The organism is Microbacterium sp. GbtcB4 (genome assembly GCF_019091465.1).
Taxonomy (GTDB): Bacteria; Actinomycetota; Actinomycetes; order Actinomycetales; family Microbacteriaceae; genus Microbacterium; species Microbacterium paraoxydans.
The window spans coordinates 32,506-49,427 of record NZ_JAGXJJ010000006.1 but is presented as its reverse complement, the minus strand read 5'-3'; the positions used below and the strand labels follow the sequence as shown (position 1 = coordinate 49,427).

Here is a 16,922-nt window from a genome sequence, read left to right as displayed (position 1 = left end):
ACGGGATGACGGGGATCCGTGCGGGACTGTGCTCGGTGACGTTCCGTGCCCTGCCGCCGGAGAGGATCGTCGCGCTCGCGGCCGCCGCGGGTCTCGACGTGATCGAGTGGGGCGGAGACGTGCATGTGCCGCCGGGAGAGGTCGACCGCGCGGCGGAGGTCGCGCGGATGACCACGGATGCCGGACTCGCCGTCGCGTCGTACGGGTCGTACTTCCGCGCCGGTCCGGAGGAGTCGCTCACCGCGGTCCTCGACAGCGCCACGGCCCTGGGTGCTGACCGCGTGCGGGTGTGGGCCGGTGAGCACGGCTCCGCGGAGGTGTCCGCGCCCGAGCGTGCCCGCGTCGTGACGCGCCTCCGCGCGGCGGCGGTCGAAGCGGCTGCCCGGGGCATCGGGCTCGCCCTGGAGTTCCACGGCGGCACGCTCGCCGACACCGCCCCGGCCACCCTCGAGCTGCTGCACGAGGTCGATCATCCGATGCTGTCGACGTACTGGCAGCCCACGGTCGGCGCCCCCGTCCCCGTGGTGCTCGAGGAGTTCCGCCGGCTCGGCCCCCATGTCTCCGCCGCTCATGTCTTCTCCTGGTGGCCGCGCACCGAGCGCCATCCGCTCCGCTCGCGGTCCGCACTGTGGACCCGGTTCTTCGCGGACGCCGCCGCCTCCGCGCACCCGCCGCGCGACGCCCTGCTGGAGTTCGTGCCCGACGACGCCCCGGAGCTCCTCGCCGGGGAAGCCGCCGCCCTCCTCGGGTTTCTCGGGCGGCAGCCGTGAGCGCCCCTCGAAGCGGTTCCGTTCCCGTCGGTAGGCTCGGAGCATGACCCCGTCCGCCACACCGGCAGAGCCGCCGGCCGCGCGTCGCCCCCGTCACGCCCGGGGACCGGCGCCCACGTTGCATGACGTCGCACTCGAGGCCGGTGTGTCGCTGGCGACCGCGTCCCGCGTGCTCAACGGCTCCGAACGCAAGGTCGCGGCGCCCTTCCGGGAACGGGTGGAGGCCGCCGCCGAGGCCCTCGGCTACACGGCCAACGTCTCCGCGCAGGCGACCGCCCGCGGACGCTCGCCGGTGATCGCGCTCCTCGTCGCCGACATCGCCGACCCCTACTTCGGCCTCATCGCGTCGGGCGTCGCCCGCGGAGCCGATGAGCAGGGCCTCGTCGTGACCGTGGCCATCACCGAGCGCGACCCGGCGCGGGAGGCGCGCATCGTCCGCGCCCTGCGCGGCCAGCGTCCGCAGGGCCTCATCCTCGCCGCCTCGCGGACGCAGGAGGAGGGGCAGGCCGAGACCGCTCGCGAGCTCGCCGAGTTCACCCGGCTCGGCGGCCGCGTCGTCGCGTTCGGCGCGGACGGCGACGGCGATCGCCGGGTGGAGATCGACAACCGGGCCGGGGCCGCCGCGCTCGGGCGTCGCATGGCGGAACTCGGATACCGCTCGGCGGTACTCGTCGGGGCGGCGGAGGGCGTGCGCACCTCGGACGACCGGCTGGCGGGATTCCGCGCCGGATTCGCGGAAGGCGGCGGAGAGGTCGCGCAGACCGTCCGCGGAGACTTCCGTCGGGAGTCCGGGGCGACGGCGATGACCGAAGCCCTCGCCGCCGGTGTCCCCGAGGGCACCGTGGTGTTCGGCATCAGCGACGTCGTGGCGATCGGCGCGATGGCGGCCATCCGTGCAGCGGGCCGGGAGGTCGGCGCCGACATCGCGGTCTGCGGCTTCGACGACGTGCCCTCGAGTCGCGACGTCACCCCGGCCCTCACCACGGTCTGCGTGCCGCTGAGCGATGCCGGCTACCAGGCCTTCCGCGCGATCGTCGACGAGGACTGGCAGCAGCCGACGCTCCCGCTCGAGGTGGTCGTGCGTGCGAGCACCCCGGGGCTGCGGGCATGACCCGGGTCGTCATCGCGCCGGACAGTTTCAAGGGCACGATCACGGCGGCGGACGCTGCCGCGGCACTCGCCGACGGCTGGCGGGAGGTCGGGCCGGCTGCGGACATCGTGCTCCGTCCGATGGCCGACGGCGGGGAGGGGACCGTCGCCGCCTTCGCCACGGCGGTGCCCGACGCGCGACGGATGCCCATCACGGTCGACGGTCCGGCGGGCGCTCCCGTCGAGACGTCGTGGCTGCTCCTGCCGAGCACGACCGACGCCCCCGGCGGCACCGGCGTCGTCGACATCGCCTCGACCTCGGGCATCGAGCTCCTCGACGGTCTGCGCCCCTGGGACGCCGACACGACCGGCTTCGGGCAGGCGATCGCCGCGGCGCTCGATCACGGCGTCTCACGCCTGATCCTCGGCATCGGCTCCAGCGCCTCCACCGACGGGGGCACGGGCATGCTCACCGCCCTCGGGGCACGCTTCCTGGACGCGGGCGGCGATCCGGTCGCGCGGGGCGCGCGCGGGCTGGCGGACATCGTCACGGCGGATCTCGGGGCCCTGCGCGCGGCACCCGACGTCCGCGTGCTGACCGATGTCACGAATCCGCTCACCGGCCCGCGCGGCGCGGCAGCGGTGTTCGGCCCGCAGAAGGGGCTCACGGCACCGGAGGACATCGCGCGCGTCGACGACGCGCTCGCCCATCTCGCCGCCCTCTTGCCCGTCGACCCGGAGCTGCCGGGCACGGGGGCCGCCGGGGGGACGGGCGCCGCTCTCGTTCGCTGGGGCGGGGTCCTCGCTCCGGGGGCGGCTGAGGTGGCCGCGCTCATCGATCTGGCTGGCGCCGTCCGTGGTGCCGGGGTCGTGATCACCGGCGAGGGGTCCTACGACGGCCAGTCGGGCGACGGGAAGGTGCCGTCGTTCCTCGCCGCGCTCGCCGCCGAGGCAGGGGCGCGTCCTCTGCTCGCCGCGGGTCGGATCGCGGACGACGCAGACACGAGCCTCTTCGCGGAGGCGGTGTCGTTGACCGCGCTGGCGGGGTCGACGACCGCCGCCCTGACCGATCCCGCACGCTGGCTGCGGGTCGCGGGCGCGGCTCTCGCCCGGACGCGGTGACCGGCCCGGACGCCCCTCCTGCGGGGGCGACGACGGTGCGGACACGGCCATGCGTTGACACGGCAGAAGCGTCGGCATAGACTCGCAACACCGAACGGGAATGCGCTTTCCCGAATCCTTCACGAAGATGTCGAGGACCCCATGTCGTCTGCCCCCTCCGCGACCATGACCCTGGCGCTGGCCGCCGATCGTCCCGAGCCTCCGGGCATCGTCCGCTGGTGGAGCCGCCACTGGCATCCGCTCGTCTTCGTGCTCGCGGTGCTCGCGCTCTGGTGGGTCTCCACGAGCCTCGGGTGGGTGCCGGCGTTCATCATCCCGTCGCCGGCCGACACCTGGGCCGCCTTCACCGACAACGCGGCCTACCTCGCGCAGAACACCTGGGTCACCACTTACGAGACCGTGATCGGATTCGTCATCGCGGTCGTCGTCGGCGTCCTCGTCGCCGTGCTCATGGTCTACTCGCGGGGCCTGGAGCAGACGCTCTATCCCGTCATCCTCTTCGCGCAGGTCATCCCGAAGATCGCGATCGCCCCGCTGTTCGTCGTGTGGCTCGGGTTCGGGGCGGAGCCGAAGATCCTTGTGGCCGTGCTCATGGCGTTCTTCCCCGTCGTCATCTCGGGCCTCGCGGGTCTGCGCACCGTCGACCCGGAGATCCTCCAGCTCGCGTCGACCATGGGAGCGAGCCGCTTCAAGACCTTCCTCAAGGTGCGGCTGCCCGCGGCGCTGCCCGAGCTCCTCTCCGGCCTCAAGGTCGCCGCGACGCTCGCGGTCACCGGTGCCGTCGTCGGCGAGTTCGTCGGCGCGAACGAGGGCCTCGGCTACGTGATCCTCCAGGCCAACGGCAACCTCGACACCGCCATGCTCTTCGCCGCGCTCATCATCATGTCGCTGCTCGGCGTCATCCTCTTCGGCATCATCCAGATCGCCGAGCGCTTCCTCATCCCGTGGCACGCCTCCAAGCGCGACGTCGCCGCGGCCACCGTCCGACTCTGACCCCCCTCGCCCCCACGAAAGAAGGCACTGATGAAGAAGTCAGGCACCATCCTCAGCTCGATCGCCCTCGCGTCCGCCGCGGTGCTCGCCCTCTCCGGCTGCGGAGGATCGACGGCCCCGGCGAGCTCCGGCGACGGTGACGGCGGCGAGCTCACGCCGGTCACCCTCATGCTCAACTGGTACCCGTACGGCGAGCATGCCGCGTTCTACTACGGCGTCGACCAGGGCATCTTCGAGGAGCACGGCATCGACCTCACGATCAAGGCCGGCCAGGGCTCGACGAAGACCGCGCAGGCCGTCGGGCAGGGGCAGGTCGACTTCGGCTGGGCGGACACCCCGGCCGTCCTCGCGAACATCGACAAGGGCGTCGGCATCAAGAGCGTCGGCGTCTTCCTGCAGACCACGCCGTCGGCCGTCCAGGTCTTCGCCGACTCCGGCATCTCCAGCCCGGAAGACCTCAAGGGCAAGACCATCGCGGTCTCCGCGGGAGACGCCCCGACCACGACCTTCCCGATGTACCTCGAGGCCGTGGGGCTGGAGGAGGGCGACGTGACCCAGCAGAACCTCGACGCCGCGGGCAAGATCGCCGCCATGCTGTCCGGGAAGGTCGACGGGCTCATCGGCTTCGCGCACGACCAGGGCCCGACCATCGCCGACAAGAGCGGCAAGGACGTCGAGTACCTGCGCTACTCCGACGCCGGCCTGAACTTCTTCAGCAACGGCCTCATCGCGCCCACCGACACCATCGAGAACGACCCGGAGCTCGTCGAGGCGCTGGTCGCGGCGACCTCCGAGGCCTTCGAGGCCGCGCAGGAGGACCCCGAGGCGGCCGTGGCCGCGATGGAGGGCAAGGACCCGCAGATGCCGTCGCAGGAGGTCCTGCTGCACCAGTGGGAGGAGACCATCGAGCTGCTCCACACCGACGCCACCGAGGGCCAGGCTCCCGGCGCGAACGCCACCGAGGACTGGGAGTCCACGCTGGAGGTCCTGTCCGAGGCCGGGCTCATCTCGGGCGACGGCGACGTGGACACCTACTTCGACGACGCCTTCACCCCCGGGAAGTGAGACCGATCGTCATGGATACTCACGTTCAGCAGGAACGCGGACTCGCGGCCACGAGCACCGCTCCGGCGCTCGAGGTCTCTGATCTCGCGATCACCTTCGCCTCCAAGCGGCGCCAGGTCACGGCTCTCGAGGGCGTCGACCTGCGCGTCGAGGAGGGGGAGTTCCTCTCCATCGCCGGGCCCTCGGGATGCGGCAAGTCGACGCTCCTGAAGGCCGTGGCAGGACTCACCGCTCCGAGCCGCGGCAGCATCCGCCTGCGCGGCGACGAGGTCCGCGGTCCGCGGCAGGATATCGGCTACGTGTTCCAGCGGGCGGCGCTCCTGGAATGGCGCAGCGTCCGCGGCAACATCCTCCTGCAGGCCGAGATGCGCGGGATGGACATGCGCAAGGCCCAGGCCCGTGCCGACGAGCTCATCGAGATGACCGGGCTCACCGGCTTCGAGAAGTCGCTGCCGCACGAGCTCTCCGGCGGTATGCAGCAGCGGGTGTCGCTGTGCCGCGCGCTGCTGCACGAGCCGCGGGTGCTGCTCATGGACGAGCCGTTCGGTGCCCTCGACGCCCTCACGCGCGAGCGCATGAACGTCGAGCTCAACCGGATCTGGAGCGCCACCGGCACGACCGTGCTGCTCGTCACCCACTCGGTCGCGGAGGCGGTCTACCTCGCCAGTCGCGTGATCGTGATGGGGCCGCGACCCGGGCGGATCCTGGAGGAGCACCGCGTCGACCTCCCGGCCCGCCGCGGCTACGCCGATGTTCTGGAGACGGAGGAGTTCCACCGCGTCTCCAGCCGCGTCCGAGAGCTCCTCGGCTCCTCCACCGACGCCGACTGACCCCCCGCCCCCGCCCCCGTCCCTCGCCCGCGTGCAGGATCAAAACCGCCCCTCCCCAGCGTCCCCCGGACCCGTTTTCGATCCCGCGGCAGGGGCAGTCAGCGGAGCGGGATCGAAAAGGTCCCTCCGAGTTCCCCGGCGAGCCCGTTTTCGATCCCGCAAGAGGAGCGGCAGACGGACCGGCGCCGGCGGCCTGTTCTCGATCCCGCCACGGGCTTCGCGCGTTCCATCCCCCCACGCCCCGGCTAGCGGGATCAACAACGTCCCTCCCCGATGTCTGGTGGGCCCGTTCTTGATCCCGCCGCGGGCTCGTCCGTTCCGAGCCGCAGGGTGGGATCGAAAACTCCCCCCGGCGGCGGCCGAGGGGAGCGGTTTCGATCCCGCAGCACGCCCGGGAGGCGGCGCCGAGGGAGGGAGGATCAGTCGCCGAGGGCGGCGGACACCACGGCGCGGGCCTCGGCCTGCACCTCGGCGAGGTGCTCGGGACCGCGCAGGCTCTCGGCGTAGAGCTTGTAGACGTCTTCGGTTCCGGACGGCCGCGCGGCGAACCAGGCGTGCGGAGTCTGCACCTTGAGGCCGCCGATCGCCGCACCGTTGCCGGGGGCGTGCGAGAGCTTCGCGATGATGTCCTCGCCAGCGAGAGTGGTCGCGGTCACCGACTCCGGGGCGAGCTTGCCGAGCGTCGCCTTCTGCTCGGGGGTCGCGGGGGCGTCGACGCGCTGATAGGCGGAGGCGCCGAAGGCGTCCTCCAGTTCGGCGTAGCGCTGCGACGGGGTCTTGCCGGTCACCGCGAGGATCTCGGCCGCCAGCAGGCAGAGAAGGATGCCGTCCTTGTCGGTCGACCACACGGAGCCGTCGTGTCGGAGGAACGAGGCCCCCGCCGACTCCTCGCCACCGAACGCCACGGAGCCGTCGAGCAGTCCGGGCACGAACCACTTGAAGCCGACCGGAACCTCGAGCAGACGCCGCCCGAGCGACTCGGCCACGCGGTCGATGATCATCGACGACACCAGCGTCTTGCCGACCGCGGCCTCACGCGGCCAGTGCTCCCGGTGCGAGAAGAGGTAGTCGATGGCGACGGCGAGGAAGTGGTTCGGGTTCATGAGCCCGGCGTCGGGGGTGACGATTCCGTGCCGGTCCGCGTCAGCGTCGTTCCCGGTGAGGATGTCGTAGTCGCCCTTCTTCGCCACGAGCGATGCCATGGCCGACGGGGACGACGGGTCCATCCGGATCTTCTCGTCCCAGTCCAGGGTCATGAAGCGCCAGGTGGGGTCGACCTCGGGGTTGACGACCGTGAGATCGAGGTCGTGCATCTCGGCGATCAGCGACCAGTACTCCACCGAGGCGCCACCCAGCGGGTCCGCGCCGATACGCACGCCGGCGCGGCGGATCGCCTCGATGTCGATGATCGACGGGAGGTCGCGCACATAGGCGTCGCGGAAGTCGTATCCGGTGATCGCGTCCCAGTCCACGTCGGCGAAGCGCTCGCGGCGCACCTCGGTCAGGCCGTCGGCGATGAGCTGGTTGGCGCGGTCGGCGATCCAGCCGGTCGCATCGGTGTCGGCGGGACCGCCGTGGGGCGGGTTGTACTTGAAGCCGCCGTCGCGAGGCGGGTTGTGCGAGGGGGTCACGACGATGCCGTCTGCGCGACCTGGGTCGTCGGCGGCGCGGTCGCGGTTATAGGTGAGGATCGCGTGGCTCAGCGCGGGGGTCGGTACCCAGGAATCCCGGGCGTCGACGCGTACGTCCACCCCGTTCGCGAGCAGGACCTCGATGGCGCTGCGCTCCGCCGGGAGGGACAGCGCGTGAGTGTCGCGCCCGAGGAAGAGCGGACCGGTGATGCCCTGCGCTGCGCGGTAGTCGACGATGGCCTGCGTCGTGGCGAGGATGTGGTTCTCGTTGAAGCTCTTCGTGAGCGACGAGCCGCGGTGCCCGCTGGTGCCGAACACGACCCGCTCGCTCGCGACATCCGGATTCGGCACGCGGTCGTAGTAGGCGGCGATCAGCTCGTCGACGTCGATCAGGTCACTTTCCTCCGCGGGGAGGCCGGCACGGCTGCTCATGCTCTCAGTCTGCCTCGTGAGGCGGATGCTCGCATCCGCCTTGACATGCGGGATCGCGATGAGTCACCGAGGGATAGGCTGAACGCCGTGACTGCACGCCGCACCTACAGCTACCTCGGACCGGCCGGAACCTTCACGGAGGCGGCGCTCGACCAGGTGGCCGAAGCCAGGGGGCAGGACTGGCGACCGGTGCACAACGTGGGCGAGGCGCTCGCGGACGTCCTCGAAGGACGCAGCGACGCAGCCATGATCGCGATCGAGAACTCCATCGAGGGCGGGGTCTCCACCACCCAGGACGCACTGGCGACGCTGCCGGGGCTCCGGATCATCGGCGAGTACCTGGTGCGGGTGAACTTCGTCCTCGTCGCGCCGCGCGGCACCACTCTCGACCAGGTCGAGGTCATCGCCGCGCACCCCGTCGCCTACGCGCAGTGCCACGGCTGGCTCGGCGAACACCTCCCGACGCATTCGCACGTGCCGGCGGCGAGCAACGTGGCGTCGGCCATCGGCGTCCTCGACGGCACCTCGCCCGCACAGGCCGCGATCGCCGCTCCCGGCATCGTGCAGCACTACGACGTTGACGTGCTCGCCGAGGGCATCGGCGACAACGCGGCGGCCGTGACCCGGTTCGTCCTCGTCACCCGCACCACGCGTTCGCCTGCGCCGACCGGTGCCGACAAGACCTCGCTGATCGTCGAGCTCCCGCACGACCACCCTGGTTCGCTCCTCGAGATGCTGGAGCAGTTCTCGACGCGCGGCATCAACCTCTCTCTCATCGAGTCCCGGCCCATCGGCGACGAACTCGGCCGGTACCGGTTCGTGATCGACGCGGACGGTCACATCGAGCACGAGCGGATGGCCGACGCCCTGCTCGGGATCCGCCGCTTCAGCCCCCGCGTGGTGTTCCTCGGGTCGTACCCGCGCGCCGACCGGCAGATCGTGCAGTATCCCGACCGCTACTCCGACGAGGTCTTCATCGAGGCCCGCGACTGGCTCCGCGGCATCCTCTCCGGCGAACCCGAGTCCTGACCCGCCCGCACGCGCGTACCTCCCGGTTGGCGGGATCGATAACGCGCGTTCGCCGCACGCGCGCCCGCCGCCGCGATCTCCCACCGCAGCAGGTCTCGCGGGATCAGAAGTGCACCTCGTACCGGCTCGGGAGGCACTGTTTCGATCCCGCACGACGAGGAGCGGGTCAGTGCTCCTGGAATCGCGGCCAGGCGCTCCCCGGCAGCATACGGGCGTGCAGCGCGCCCTTCGCGGAGGCGAGGCTGGGATAGGTTCCGGCCGCCGCATCCGCCCCCGCCATGGTCACCACATAGCCGTTCTCATCGTGGCGGATGCTCCCCACCACCCCGTTCGTCCCGTACGCGACCCAGAGTGCGAGTGTCTTGGTGCTCATCGTCGAACCCCTCTCTCTGCCGCCGAGGCTACGCCTCCGTGACATCCGGGGCCAGTCCCTCCCCGGGAGTGGGGGGCGGGATCAATGCCCGTCCCCGAGCAGGACTCAACCCCGGATGCCCTGGCGAACCGTGAGCGCACGGCGCACACGGGCGGCGAGGGCAGCGCCACCGTCGCGCAGATCGAGCTCGGTGACGCGGATCACGAGCCATCCGTGATCTTCGAGGTCGCGCTGACGCCGAATGTCGATCCGCCATCGGTCGCGGTCCGTCCGATGGCCGTCGCCTTCGTACTCGATGGCGATGCGGCATTCGGGGTAGGCGAGGTCGACCCGGGCGAGGAAGCGTCCGTCCACGGTGACGATGTGCTGGATCGCGGGCTCCGGGAGGCCGAAGCTCGTGAGGAGCAGACGCGTTTCGGTCTCTTTCGGCGACTCGACGCCCGCGCGCGCGAGAGGAAGCGCGTCGCGGATGCGACCGCACCCGGGGAACCGCCCCCATCGCGTCAGCTGTCGGTCGATGCTCTCGGTGGTGGCGACGGGCCGACCCGTCCGCAGTCCCGGATAGGCGTCGGACGAGGTGAGCAGGGCATCGAGCGCGACGATCATCGGCATGGATACGAACTCCCGCGCGCAGAGGAACAGCGCACTGACCGGATCGACCGTCGGCACTCCGTGGATGCGCCACGTGTCTGCCCTCCCCGGGGCGATGCGGCGCCCGCGGACGCCGATCGTCCGGGGCGGCGAGGTCCCTGTGTGCACGGCGACGTCGAGGGGCTCATCGGGGGCCCATCGGACGGGCGCGGGAAGCCCCCACAGCCGGAGGGCCGTGCGTCCGGCGAACGCCTGGCCATCACGGAGGCGCGGAAGGTACGCGGCGACTTGATCGTCGAACGTGGCGGGCTCAATCGCCGACCGCACCCCGGCGAACGGCCGCGCGAGGTCTCGGCTGGAGTACCTCTTCCGCCCGACTCCGATGGCAGCGGCGTCACGGACGGCGAAATGAGGGCCGAGGTGGGGCGGGAGGGGCACACGGTGTCGCATCCGTCCATGCTGTCCGTGCACGATCGGCGTCCCGACGGATGATCCTCCTCCGCCCGGCTCTTGTGGACAACTCGAGCGCACCTGCGATTGTGGCGGAGGTCCTGCTCTCGCGCCGGATCAGAAGTGGCCCTTCAATCGTGGCCGAAGGCACGTTTTCCGTCCCGCATGCCGGCGGGATCAGAAAGGTGCTGCGGGAGGCGCGCCGGGGACCGTTATCGATCCCGCACCAAGTGACCGATCGGACGCGGGATCAGAAACGTGCCGCCCGGGTCGCGTGGGGGAGCGTTAGTGATCCCGCCACGGAACGCGCACGCGCCCGCGACGGCACGCGCCCGCGACGGCACGCGCCCGCGACGGAACGTGCACGCGCCCGCGCTCGCGCCGGGTCACGCCCCCGCGACGAGCTCCAGCGTCTGAGCGCGTCCCGCGGCCGAGTCCTTCGGCTCCGCGTCGTAGGCACCGGCGACGGGGGAGAGCATGACCTCGTCCACCCCGTAGGTCGACGCGAACGAGCGCACCTCGGCGGCGACGGACTCCCCGGTGCCGACGAACCACCGCGACCGCGCGGCCTCGACCACCTGATCGGTCGCGGCGTCGTGCTCCGCGGCGAGGGCCTGCTCGACGGTCTCCAGCGCGACGAGCGGCTGGTTGAGTCGGAGTCGCGCCATCATCCGCAACTGCGGCAGGGCGCGGGCCTCGGCCTCCTCCGCCGTCGGGGCGGCGACGGCGTTCACGGTGAGGAAGGTCCGCGGCTCCGGGTGCTCCTCGCTCGGACGGTAGTTCGTGCGGTAGAGGTCGAGGGCGCGTTCCAGGCCCTGTCCGGAGAAGTGGTTCGCGAACACGTACGGCAGGCCGAGGGAGGCGGCGAGCTGCGCGGAGTAGTCGCTCGACCCCAGCAGCCACACCTCGGGCACCCCGGTCGCGGCGGGGGTCGCCCGCACGGTGTACTCCCCGCCGGAGGTGAAGCGCACCGTGGCGCCGTCGGTGGTGAAGAGCGTCGCGATGTCCTGCACGTGGCGGGGGAACTGCTCCACGTCGCTCGTCGTCCCTGACCCGCGGAGGAGCTGGGTGATCACGGGGTCGCTGCCCGGCGCGCGGCCGAGGCCCAGGTCGATGCGGCCGGGGGCGATGGCCTCGAGGGCGGCGAACTGCTCGGCCACGATCAGCGGCGCGTGGTTCGGCAGCATCACGCCGCCGGAGCCGAGGCGGATGCGTGAGGTGCGCGTGGCGGCGGCCGCGATGAGGACCGGAGGCGTGGTCGACGCGACCGCGGGCATGTTGTGGTGCTCGGCGAACCAGTACCGGCGATAGCCGAGCCGGTCGGCGGTCGCGGCGAGGGAGAGGGAGGCGGTGATGGCCTCGGCACTGGTCTGGCCGGAGCGGACCGGCACGAGGTCGAGGACGGAGAGGGCGACGTCGTTCATCTCCGGATGCAACCTCGGCGGCCGCTCCGGCATTCCCTACGCGGCGAGGCGCGAGGCGGGGGCGAGCGCGTCCGCGAGCGCGTTCCTGGCGAGACGGTAGCGGATGAGCCAGGCGGCGCTGAAGCTCTGCTCCGGCAGGTCGTGCAGCGCCGCGCGGTCGTCCGTCGGCAGCCCCTCCCGCGCGGCTTCGCGCAGGAGGTCGTCGCGGGTCGCCGGGTACTCCATGTCGGCGAGGAACCGGTCGAGGGTCGAGGAGAGTGCCATGGTTCGTCCTTTCCGTGAGAAGAGAGGAGTGCGGCCGGGGCGGTGCCGCAGCACCGCCCCGGGGTGATCAGGCGTCGATCGCCTGGCGCTGTTCGCCGGACTCGACAGTGATCTTGCGCGGCTTCGCCCGTTCGCTGACGGGGATCACGACCGACAGGACACCGCTCTCGTACGAGGCGCTGATGTTGTCGAGGTCCACTCCGTCGCCGAGCGAGAACTGGCGCAGGAACGATCCGGCGCCGCGCTCGCGGGCGAGCCAGCGCACGCCTTCGCGGGTGTCGGCCGTGCGCTGGGCGCGGATCGTGAGCTGCCCGCCGTCCAGGTCGACGTCGATGGAGCCGGGGTCGGCGCCGGGGAGGTCGGCGTGCAGGATGTAGCGGTCCCCGTCGCGGTACAGGTCCACCGGCATCGACCGGGGCGCGCGCACGGAGTCCAGGACGCTCGCGGCGAAGCGGTCGAGCTGGCTGAAGGGATCGAAGGTCAGTGCCATGAGGTGTCTCCTTTCGTGCGGCCCTGCAAGGGCTGAGGTGTTGTGCAGATTATCTGCACCTGAGGTATAGATTTGTTATAGAACACACGCAGGAATCTTCGCAACCCCGATCCGGAGACGAGGACATTCATGACCGCACGCGACTCGCGCACCCCGCTCTACGGCATCGCCGTGGCCGCGCAGCTCGTCGACCTGCCCGAGGCGACGATCCGGCTCTTCGAGAGCAAGGGCCTCCTCGCGCCGGCCCGGAGCGACGGCGGCACGCGCCGGTACAGCGACGACGACATCACCCGCCTGCGCCGCGCGGCCGAGCTCCGCGGCGACGGCATCAACATCGCCGGGATCGCGCGGGTGCTCGACCTGCAGGACGAGAACGCGGGCCTCCGGGAGGCTCTCGATGCGGAGGCGCCGGAGCGCGTGCGCTCCGCCCGCGACTGACGCCCGGCGGACAGGGGGCGCCGACGACGCCGCTACGCTTTCCGCATGGAAGCCGGGATCTTCTACGTCCTCGTCGGAGCTGTCGCCGTGGCGGCCGTCGCGCGGTCGCGGGGGTGGCCGGCCCCGCTGCTCGTGACCGTCGTGGCGCTCGCCGCCTCGTTCCTGCCGTTCGTGCCGGAGCTGGAGATCGACGGGCACCTGCTGCTCGGGCTCGTGCTGCCTCCGCTGCTGTATTCCGCTGCCCTCGACGTGTCCTTCGTCGGGTTCAAGCGCAGCCTGCCGCAGATCCGCCGTCTCGGGATCTGGCTGGTGCTGCTCACCGCGTTCGCCGTCGGACTCGTGGCCTGGTGGATCCTGCCGTCGCTCACGCTGCCCGGCGCGTTGCTGCTCGGAGCCATCGTCGCCCCGCCGGATGCGGTGTCGGCGGCGGCGATCGGCCGTCGTCTCGGTCTGCCCCGCCGCATCATGACGGTGCTGTCCGGGGAGAGCCTCATCAACGACGCGACCTCGCTCACGCTCTACCGGGTGTTCGCCGCCATCCTCGCCGGGGCGACGGTGTCGATCTGGGATGGCATCGGGCAGTTCCTCCTGGCCGTCGGTGTGGGGGTGGGCATCGGACTCGTCTTCGGGATCGTCCTGCATCAGCTCCGCATGCGCATCGGTGACCCGGTGGTGATCGGCACCTTCGGTCTGCTCGCCCCGTTCGGCGCGTACAACATCGCGGAGCACCTGCTCGGCTCCGGCGTCCTCGCGGTCGTGGCCATGGGGCTGTTCGTCGGCTTCAACGCCCCGCGCACCGACTACACGACCCGGCAGCAGGAGGCGCCGCTGTGGCTGTCGGCCGACCTGCTGCTGGAGAGCTTCGTGTTCGCCTACATCGGCCTCCAGTTCCCGCGGGTGCTCAGCGATCTCGGCAGCGAGTCGGTGGGGCACATCCTCCTGCTCTCCGGCGCCGTGCTGCTCGTGGTGCTCGTCGTGCGGCCGCTCTACATCTACCCGATCAGCGCGTGGTCGAACTTCCAGGACCGTCGCCGGCTCGCCCGCATGGATCGCGGCATCGCATCCGGGGAGTTCGACGAACGGCGACGGCGGTCCCGGCGGTGGCGTGATCAGAGCACGGATGAGCTGCGGACGCAGATCGTCCGGGAGCGCATGGCGGGCCTTCAGCTCACGTGGAAGGACAACGCCGTCATCTCCTGGGCGGGTATGCGTGGCGTGGTGACCCTGGCGATCGCGGTGGCCGCCGCGGATCTGGCCGGGCTCGACACCGAGGCCGCGCACGCCATCGTCGTCGTCGCCTTCATCGTCACGGTGGGCACGCTCCTGCTGCAGGGGCTCACACTGCCGCTGCTCATCCGCCGTCTGGAGATCGCGGGTGACGAGGAGCACGAGGAGGACGTCGCGGCGCTGGAGATGGTCAAGGCCAAGAGCCGCGAGGCCGGCAAGGCGTACCTCGCCGAGAAGCGCCGGGAGTGGGAGCAGAAGCACGGCGAGGTCGACCTCGGCATGTTCGATGCCTTCACCAAGCGCATGACCCGGGTGGAGAAGGACACCGACGACGCGCAGCAGGTCGAGGACACCGTCGCCCGCCCGTCCTACGACGACCTCGTCGCGCTGACCAAGGGATGGCTGCAGGTGCGACGGGAGATCCTCGTCGCGGAGCGCGATGCCGGGGAGCTCGACGAGGAGGTCATGCGGGAGCTGCTTGCCGCGATGGACGCCGAGGAGCTCGCGCTCGACACCCGCGGCGCGACCCGCCCCCTGAGCCGCAACTGACCCCTCCCTCCCCTCGACCCACCCCCTTCCGGTCGACCCACCCCGTTCCGGCCGTGCGCAAAGGGCCGGGACGCACGCAAAGGGGTGGGTCGGCGGGGGAGGGGAAGGGGGACACGCAGAGCGCCCCACCTCCTGGATGAAGGAAGTGGGGCGCTCTCGAGGAGACCGGGTCAGCGTGCCCCGGCGGGCTCCGGGGTGGAGGCGGCGTCGGCCTCGGGGGTGTCGTCGCCGGAGTCGTCGGCGAAGGGCAGGCCCTCGCGAGGTGCGTTGTAGAGCTCCTCGTTCAGGATGCCTTCACGCTTCGCGACGATCGCGGGGACGAGCGCCTGACCGGCGACGTTCACGGCCGTGCGGCCCATGTCGAGGATCGGGTCGATCGCGAGCAGCAGACCGACGCCCTCGAGCGGAAGCCCCAGGGTGGACAGCGTCAGCGTGAGCATGACGACCGCGCCCGTGGTGCCCGCGGTGGCGGCGGAACCGACGACCGAGACGATCACGATCAGCAGGTACTGCACGAAGTTCAGCTCGATGCCGAAGAACTGCGCGACGAAGATCGCGGCGATGGCCGGGTAGATCGCTGCGCAGCCGTCCATCTTCGTCGTCGCGCCCAGCGGCACGGCGAACGAGGCGTAGGAGCGGGGCACACCGAGGTTGCGCTCGGTCACGCGCTCCGTGAGGGGGAGCGTGCCGATGGAGGAGCGGCTCACGAAGGCGAGCTGCACCGCCGGCCACGCACCCGTGAAGTACTGCTTGATGGAGAGGCCGTGCGTGCGCACCAGGATCGGGTACACGACGAACAGCACGAGCGCGAGGCCGATGTAGACCGCGGCCGCGAACCAGCCGAGCGACGCCAGCTTCTCCCAGCCGTACTTGATGACGGCGGAGCCGATGAGGCCGAACGTGCCGAGCGGGGCGATGCGGATGATCCACCACAGCACGCGCTGGATGACCTTGAGCAGGGACTCGGTGAAGACGAGGAACGGCTCCGCCTTCTTGCCGGCCTTGAGTGCCGCGATGCCGACGACGGCCGCGACCACGATGACCTGCAGGATGTTGAAGCCGACGCTCGAGGTGAACGCGCCCGCGGTGGCTCCGGGGGAGGTGCTGACGGTCAGGCCGAGGAAGTTCTGCGGGATGAGGCCGAGGAGGAAGTTCCACCAGGTGCCGACGGTGTACGGCTCGCCCGGCTCCAGGCCCTCGCCGGCGCGGCTGCCCGGCTGGATCACGAGGCCGAGGACGATGCCGATGATGACCGCGATGAAGGCGGTGATCGCGAACCAGAGGATCGTCTGCCCGGCGAGGCGGGCGGCGTTCTGCACGCGACGGAGGTTCGAGATGCTCGCGACGATCGCGGTGAAGATCAGCGGGACGACGGCCGCGCGGAGCAGCGTCACGTAGGAGCTGCCGATCGTGTCGAGGGTGGCCGACAGGGCGGTCGGGTTCTCGGCCGTGGCGCCGAGCTGGCGGCCGATCAGACCGGCGGCGATGCCGAGGACGAGGGCGGCGATGATCTGGAAGCCGAACGAGGTCAGCAGCTTCCGGACCGGCCCGCGGGTGTCTGGCGCCTTCTGGGCGCGTGCGGTGGTGCTCATTGAGGTGGGGACTCCAGAATCGCGGCGCGCCGGGTGCACGCCATGAGGCTCAACGCTAGGAGAGCCTGAGAATTCCCTGGGCGGATATGACGAAGGATGACGGCCGCCCTCCCAGGCCGTCACCCTTCGCTGCGTGCCGCCCTCAGGGCGTGACGCAGTCCTGGAGGTTGTCCTGGATGATCTGGGTCGTGAGGGCCTTGTCGGCCTCGTCCCGCTGCTTGTCCTCGCCGTCGGCGATGTAGCCGAGCGTCTCGTCGCTGAGGTCGGAGTCGACCAGGGCTTCAGCCAGGCAGGTGGCGGCGTCGTCGGTCATGGCCTCCTCCTGCGGGGTGCCCTCGAAGACCTTCTGGATGCCGTCGGCGACCTCGTCGACCGAGGGGCGGCTCTCTCCCGCGCAGGCGGCGAGGGAGAAGGCGAGGGCAGCGGCCGGGACGATCGCCAGGAGGCGGAGGCCGCGACGCGAGGGGATGCGGGTGCTGATCATGAGGCGACGGTACCCACTCACAGCCGACTCATAGAAGGGGCTTGCATTCCCGTGCGTGACCATGCTCGCCCTCCCGCCG

The 16,922-nt window shown here is 71.3% G+C and carries 17 protein-coding genes; 9 read left to right on the top strand and 8 right to left on the bottom strand.

What is annotated here, in order from left to right; translation table 11 throughout:
• The first annotated feature begins 5 nt into the window (after positions 1-5).
• The 6 genes from KVS71_RS11145 to KVS71_RS11120 all read left to right on the top strand — a co-directional run bounded on the left by KVS71_RS11145 (position 6) and on the right by KVS71_RS11120 (position 5,869).
• Positions 6-770 carry a sugar phosphate isomerase/epimerase gene (locus tag KVS71_RS11145; RefSeq protein WP_217584557.1) on the top strand — a complete coding sequence of 255 codons (765 nt, stop codon included), beginning with the start codon at positions 6-8 and terminating at the stop codon, positions 768-770.
• A gap of 43 nt (positions 771-813) precedes the next feature.
• Positions 814-1,881, top strand: coding sequence for a LacI family DNA-binding transcriptional regulator (locus KVS71_RS11140; RefSeq protein WP_217584556.1), 1,068 nt, complete (start codon positions 814-816; stop codon positions 1,879-1,881).
• The gene (locus KVS71_RS11135; RefSeq protein WP_217584555.1) at positions 1,878-2,981 is read left to right on the top strand and encodes a glycerate kinase; all 1,104 of its coding nucleotides are present in this window, start codon (positions 1,878-1,880) and stop codon (positions 2,979-2,981) included. Before KVS71_RS11140 ends, KVS71_RS11135 begins: the two co-directional genes overlap by 4 nt.
• A 141-nt stretch (positions 2,982-3,122) precedes the next feature.
• A complete protein-coding gene (locus KVS71_RS11130) occupies positions 3,123-3,974 on the top strand; it encodes an ABC transporter permease (protein WP_025105461.1) in 852 nt (283 codons plus the stop codon).
• Positions 3,975-4,004: 30 nt separating this feature from the next.
• Positions 4,005-5,039, top strand: a complete 1,035-nt coding sequence (locus KVS71_RS11125) for an ABC transporter substrate-binding protein (protein ID WP_217584554.1) — start codon at positions 4,005-4,007, stop codon at positions 5,037-5,039.
• 11 nt (positions 5,040-5,050) lie between these two features.
• On the top strand, positions 5,051-5,869 hold the full coding sequence (locus KVS71_RS11120) for an ABC transporter ATP-binding protein (RefSeq protein ID WP_217584553.1): 819 nt from the start codon (positions 5,051-5,053) through the stop codon (positions 5,867-5,869).
• Between the two features lie 419 nt (positions 5,870-6,288).
• On the opposite strand, the gene pgm is transcribed toward KVS71_RS11120, so the two are convergent.
• On the bottom strand, positions 6,289-7,932 hold the full coding sequence (gene pgm / locus KVS71_RS11115) for a phosphoglucomutase (alpha-D-glucose-1,6-bisphosphate-dependent) (RefSeq protein ID WP_217584552.1): 1,644 nt from the start codon (positions 7,930-7,932) through the stop codon (positions 6,289-6,291).
• Between the two features lie 45 nt (positions 7,933-7,977).
• Here pgm and pheA point away from each other — a divergent pair, with 45 nt between their 5' ends.
• Positions 7,978-8,961, top strand: a complete 984-nt coding sequence (pheA, locus tag KVS71_RS11110) for a prephenate dehydratase (RefSeq protein ID WP_060923520.1) — start codon at positions 7,978-7,980, stop codon at positions 8,959-8,961.
• Between the two features lie 166 nt (positions 8,962-9,127).
• Here the strand turns inward: pheA and KVS71_RS11105 are convergent, their stop codons facing one another.
• From KVS71_RS11105 to KVS71_RS11085, 5 genes are all read right to left on the bottom strand, one after another.
• Positions 9,128-9,334 (bottom strand): hypothetical protein, encoded by a 207-nt coding sequence (locus KVS71_RS11105; protein ID WP_025105466.1) that lies wholly within the window; start codon positions 9,332-9,334, stop codon positions 9,128-9,130.
• A 105-nt stretch (positions 9,335-9,439) separates the two neighbouring features.
• On the bottom strand, positions 9,440-10,375 hold the full coding sequence (locus KVS71_RS11100; protein ID WP_217584551.1) for a hypothetical protein: 936 nt from the start codon (positions 10,373-10,375) through the stop codon (positions 9,440-9,442).
• A gap of 386 nt (positions 10,376-10,761) precedes the next feature.
• Complete coding sequence (locus KVS71_RS11095) at positions 10,762-11,799, bottom strand: LLM class flavin-dependent oxidoreductase (protein WP_217584550.1); 1,038 nt, start codon at positions 11,797-11,799, stop codon at positions 10,762-10,764.
• Positions 11,800-11,835: 36 nt separating this feature from the next.
• Positions 11,836-12,063: a DUF2795 domain-containing protein gene (locus tag KVS71_RS11090; RefSeq protein ID WP_217584549.1), complete on the bottom strand. Its 228-nt coding sequence runs from the start codon at positions 12,061-12,063 to the stop codon at positions 11,836-11,838.
• Between the two features lie 67 nt (positions 12,064-12,130).
• Positions 12,131-12,553 (bottom strand): Hsp20/alpha crystallin family protein, encoded by a 423-nt coding sequence (locus KVS71_RS11085; RefSeq protein WP_060922486.1) that lies wholly within the window; start codon positions 12,551-12,553, stop codon positions 12,131-12,133.
• 129 nt (positions 12,554-12,682) lie between these two features.
• Here KVS71_RS11085 and KVS71_RS11080 point away from each other — a divergent pair, with 129 nt between their 5' ends.
• Together KVS71_RS11080 and KVS71_RS11075 are read left to right on the top strand one after the other, a co-directional pair.
• A complete protein-coding gene (locus tag KVS71_RS11080) occupies positions 12,683-12,991 on the top strand; it encodes a MerR family transcriptional regulator (protein WP_060922487.1) in 309 nt (102 codons plus the stop codon).
• Positions 12,992-13,036: 45 nt separating this feature from the next.
• On the top strand, positions 13,037-14,767 hold the full coding sequence (locus tag KVS71_RS11075; protein ID WP_060922488.1) for a sodium:proton antiporter: 1,731 nt from the start codon (positions 13,037-13,039) through the stop codon (positions 14,765-14,767).
• 170 nt (positions 14,768-14,937) lie between these two features.
• On the opposite strand, the gene KVS71_RS11070 is transcribed toward KVS71_RS11075, so the two are convergent.
• Together KVS71_RS11070 and KVS71_RS11065 are read right to left on the bottom strand one after the other, a co-directional pair.
• On the bottom strand, positions 14,938-16,359 hold the full coding sequence (locus KVS71_RS11070; protein WP_217584548.1) for a dicarboxylate/amino acid:cation symporter: 1,422 nt from the start codon (positions 16,357-16,359) through the stop codon (positions 14,938-14,940).
• Positions 16,360-16,501: 142 nt separating this feature from the next.
• Complete coding sequence (locus tag KVS71_RS11065; RefSeq protein ID WP_025105474.1) at positions 16,502-16,843, bottom strand: hypothetical protein; 342 nt, start codon at positions 16,841-16,843, stop codon at positions 16,502-16,504.
• Positions 16,844-16,922 lie beyond the last annotated feature (79 nt).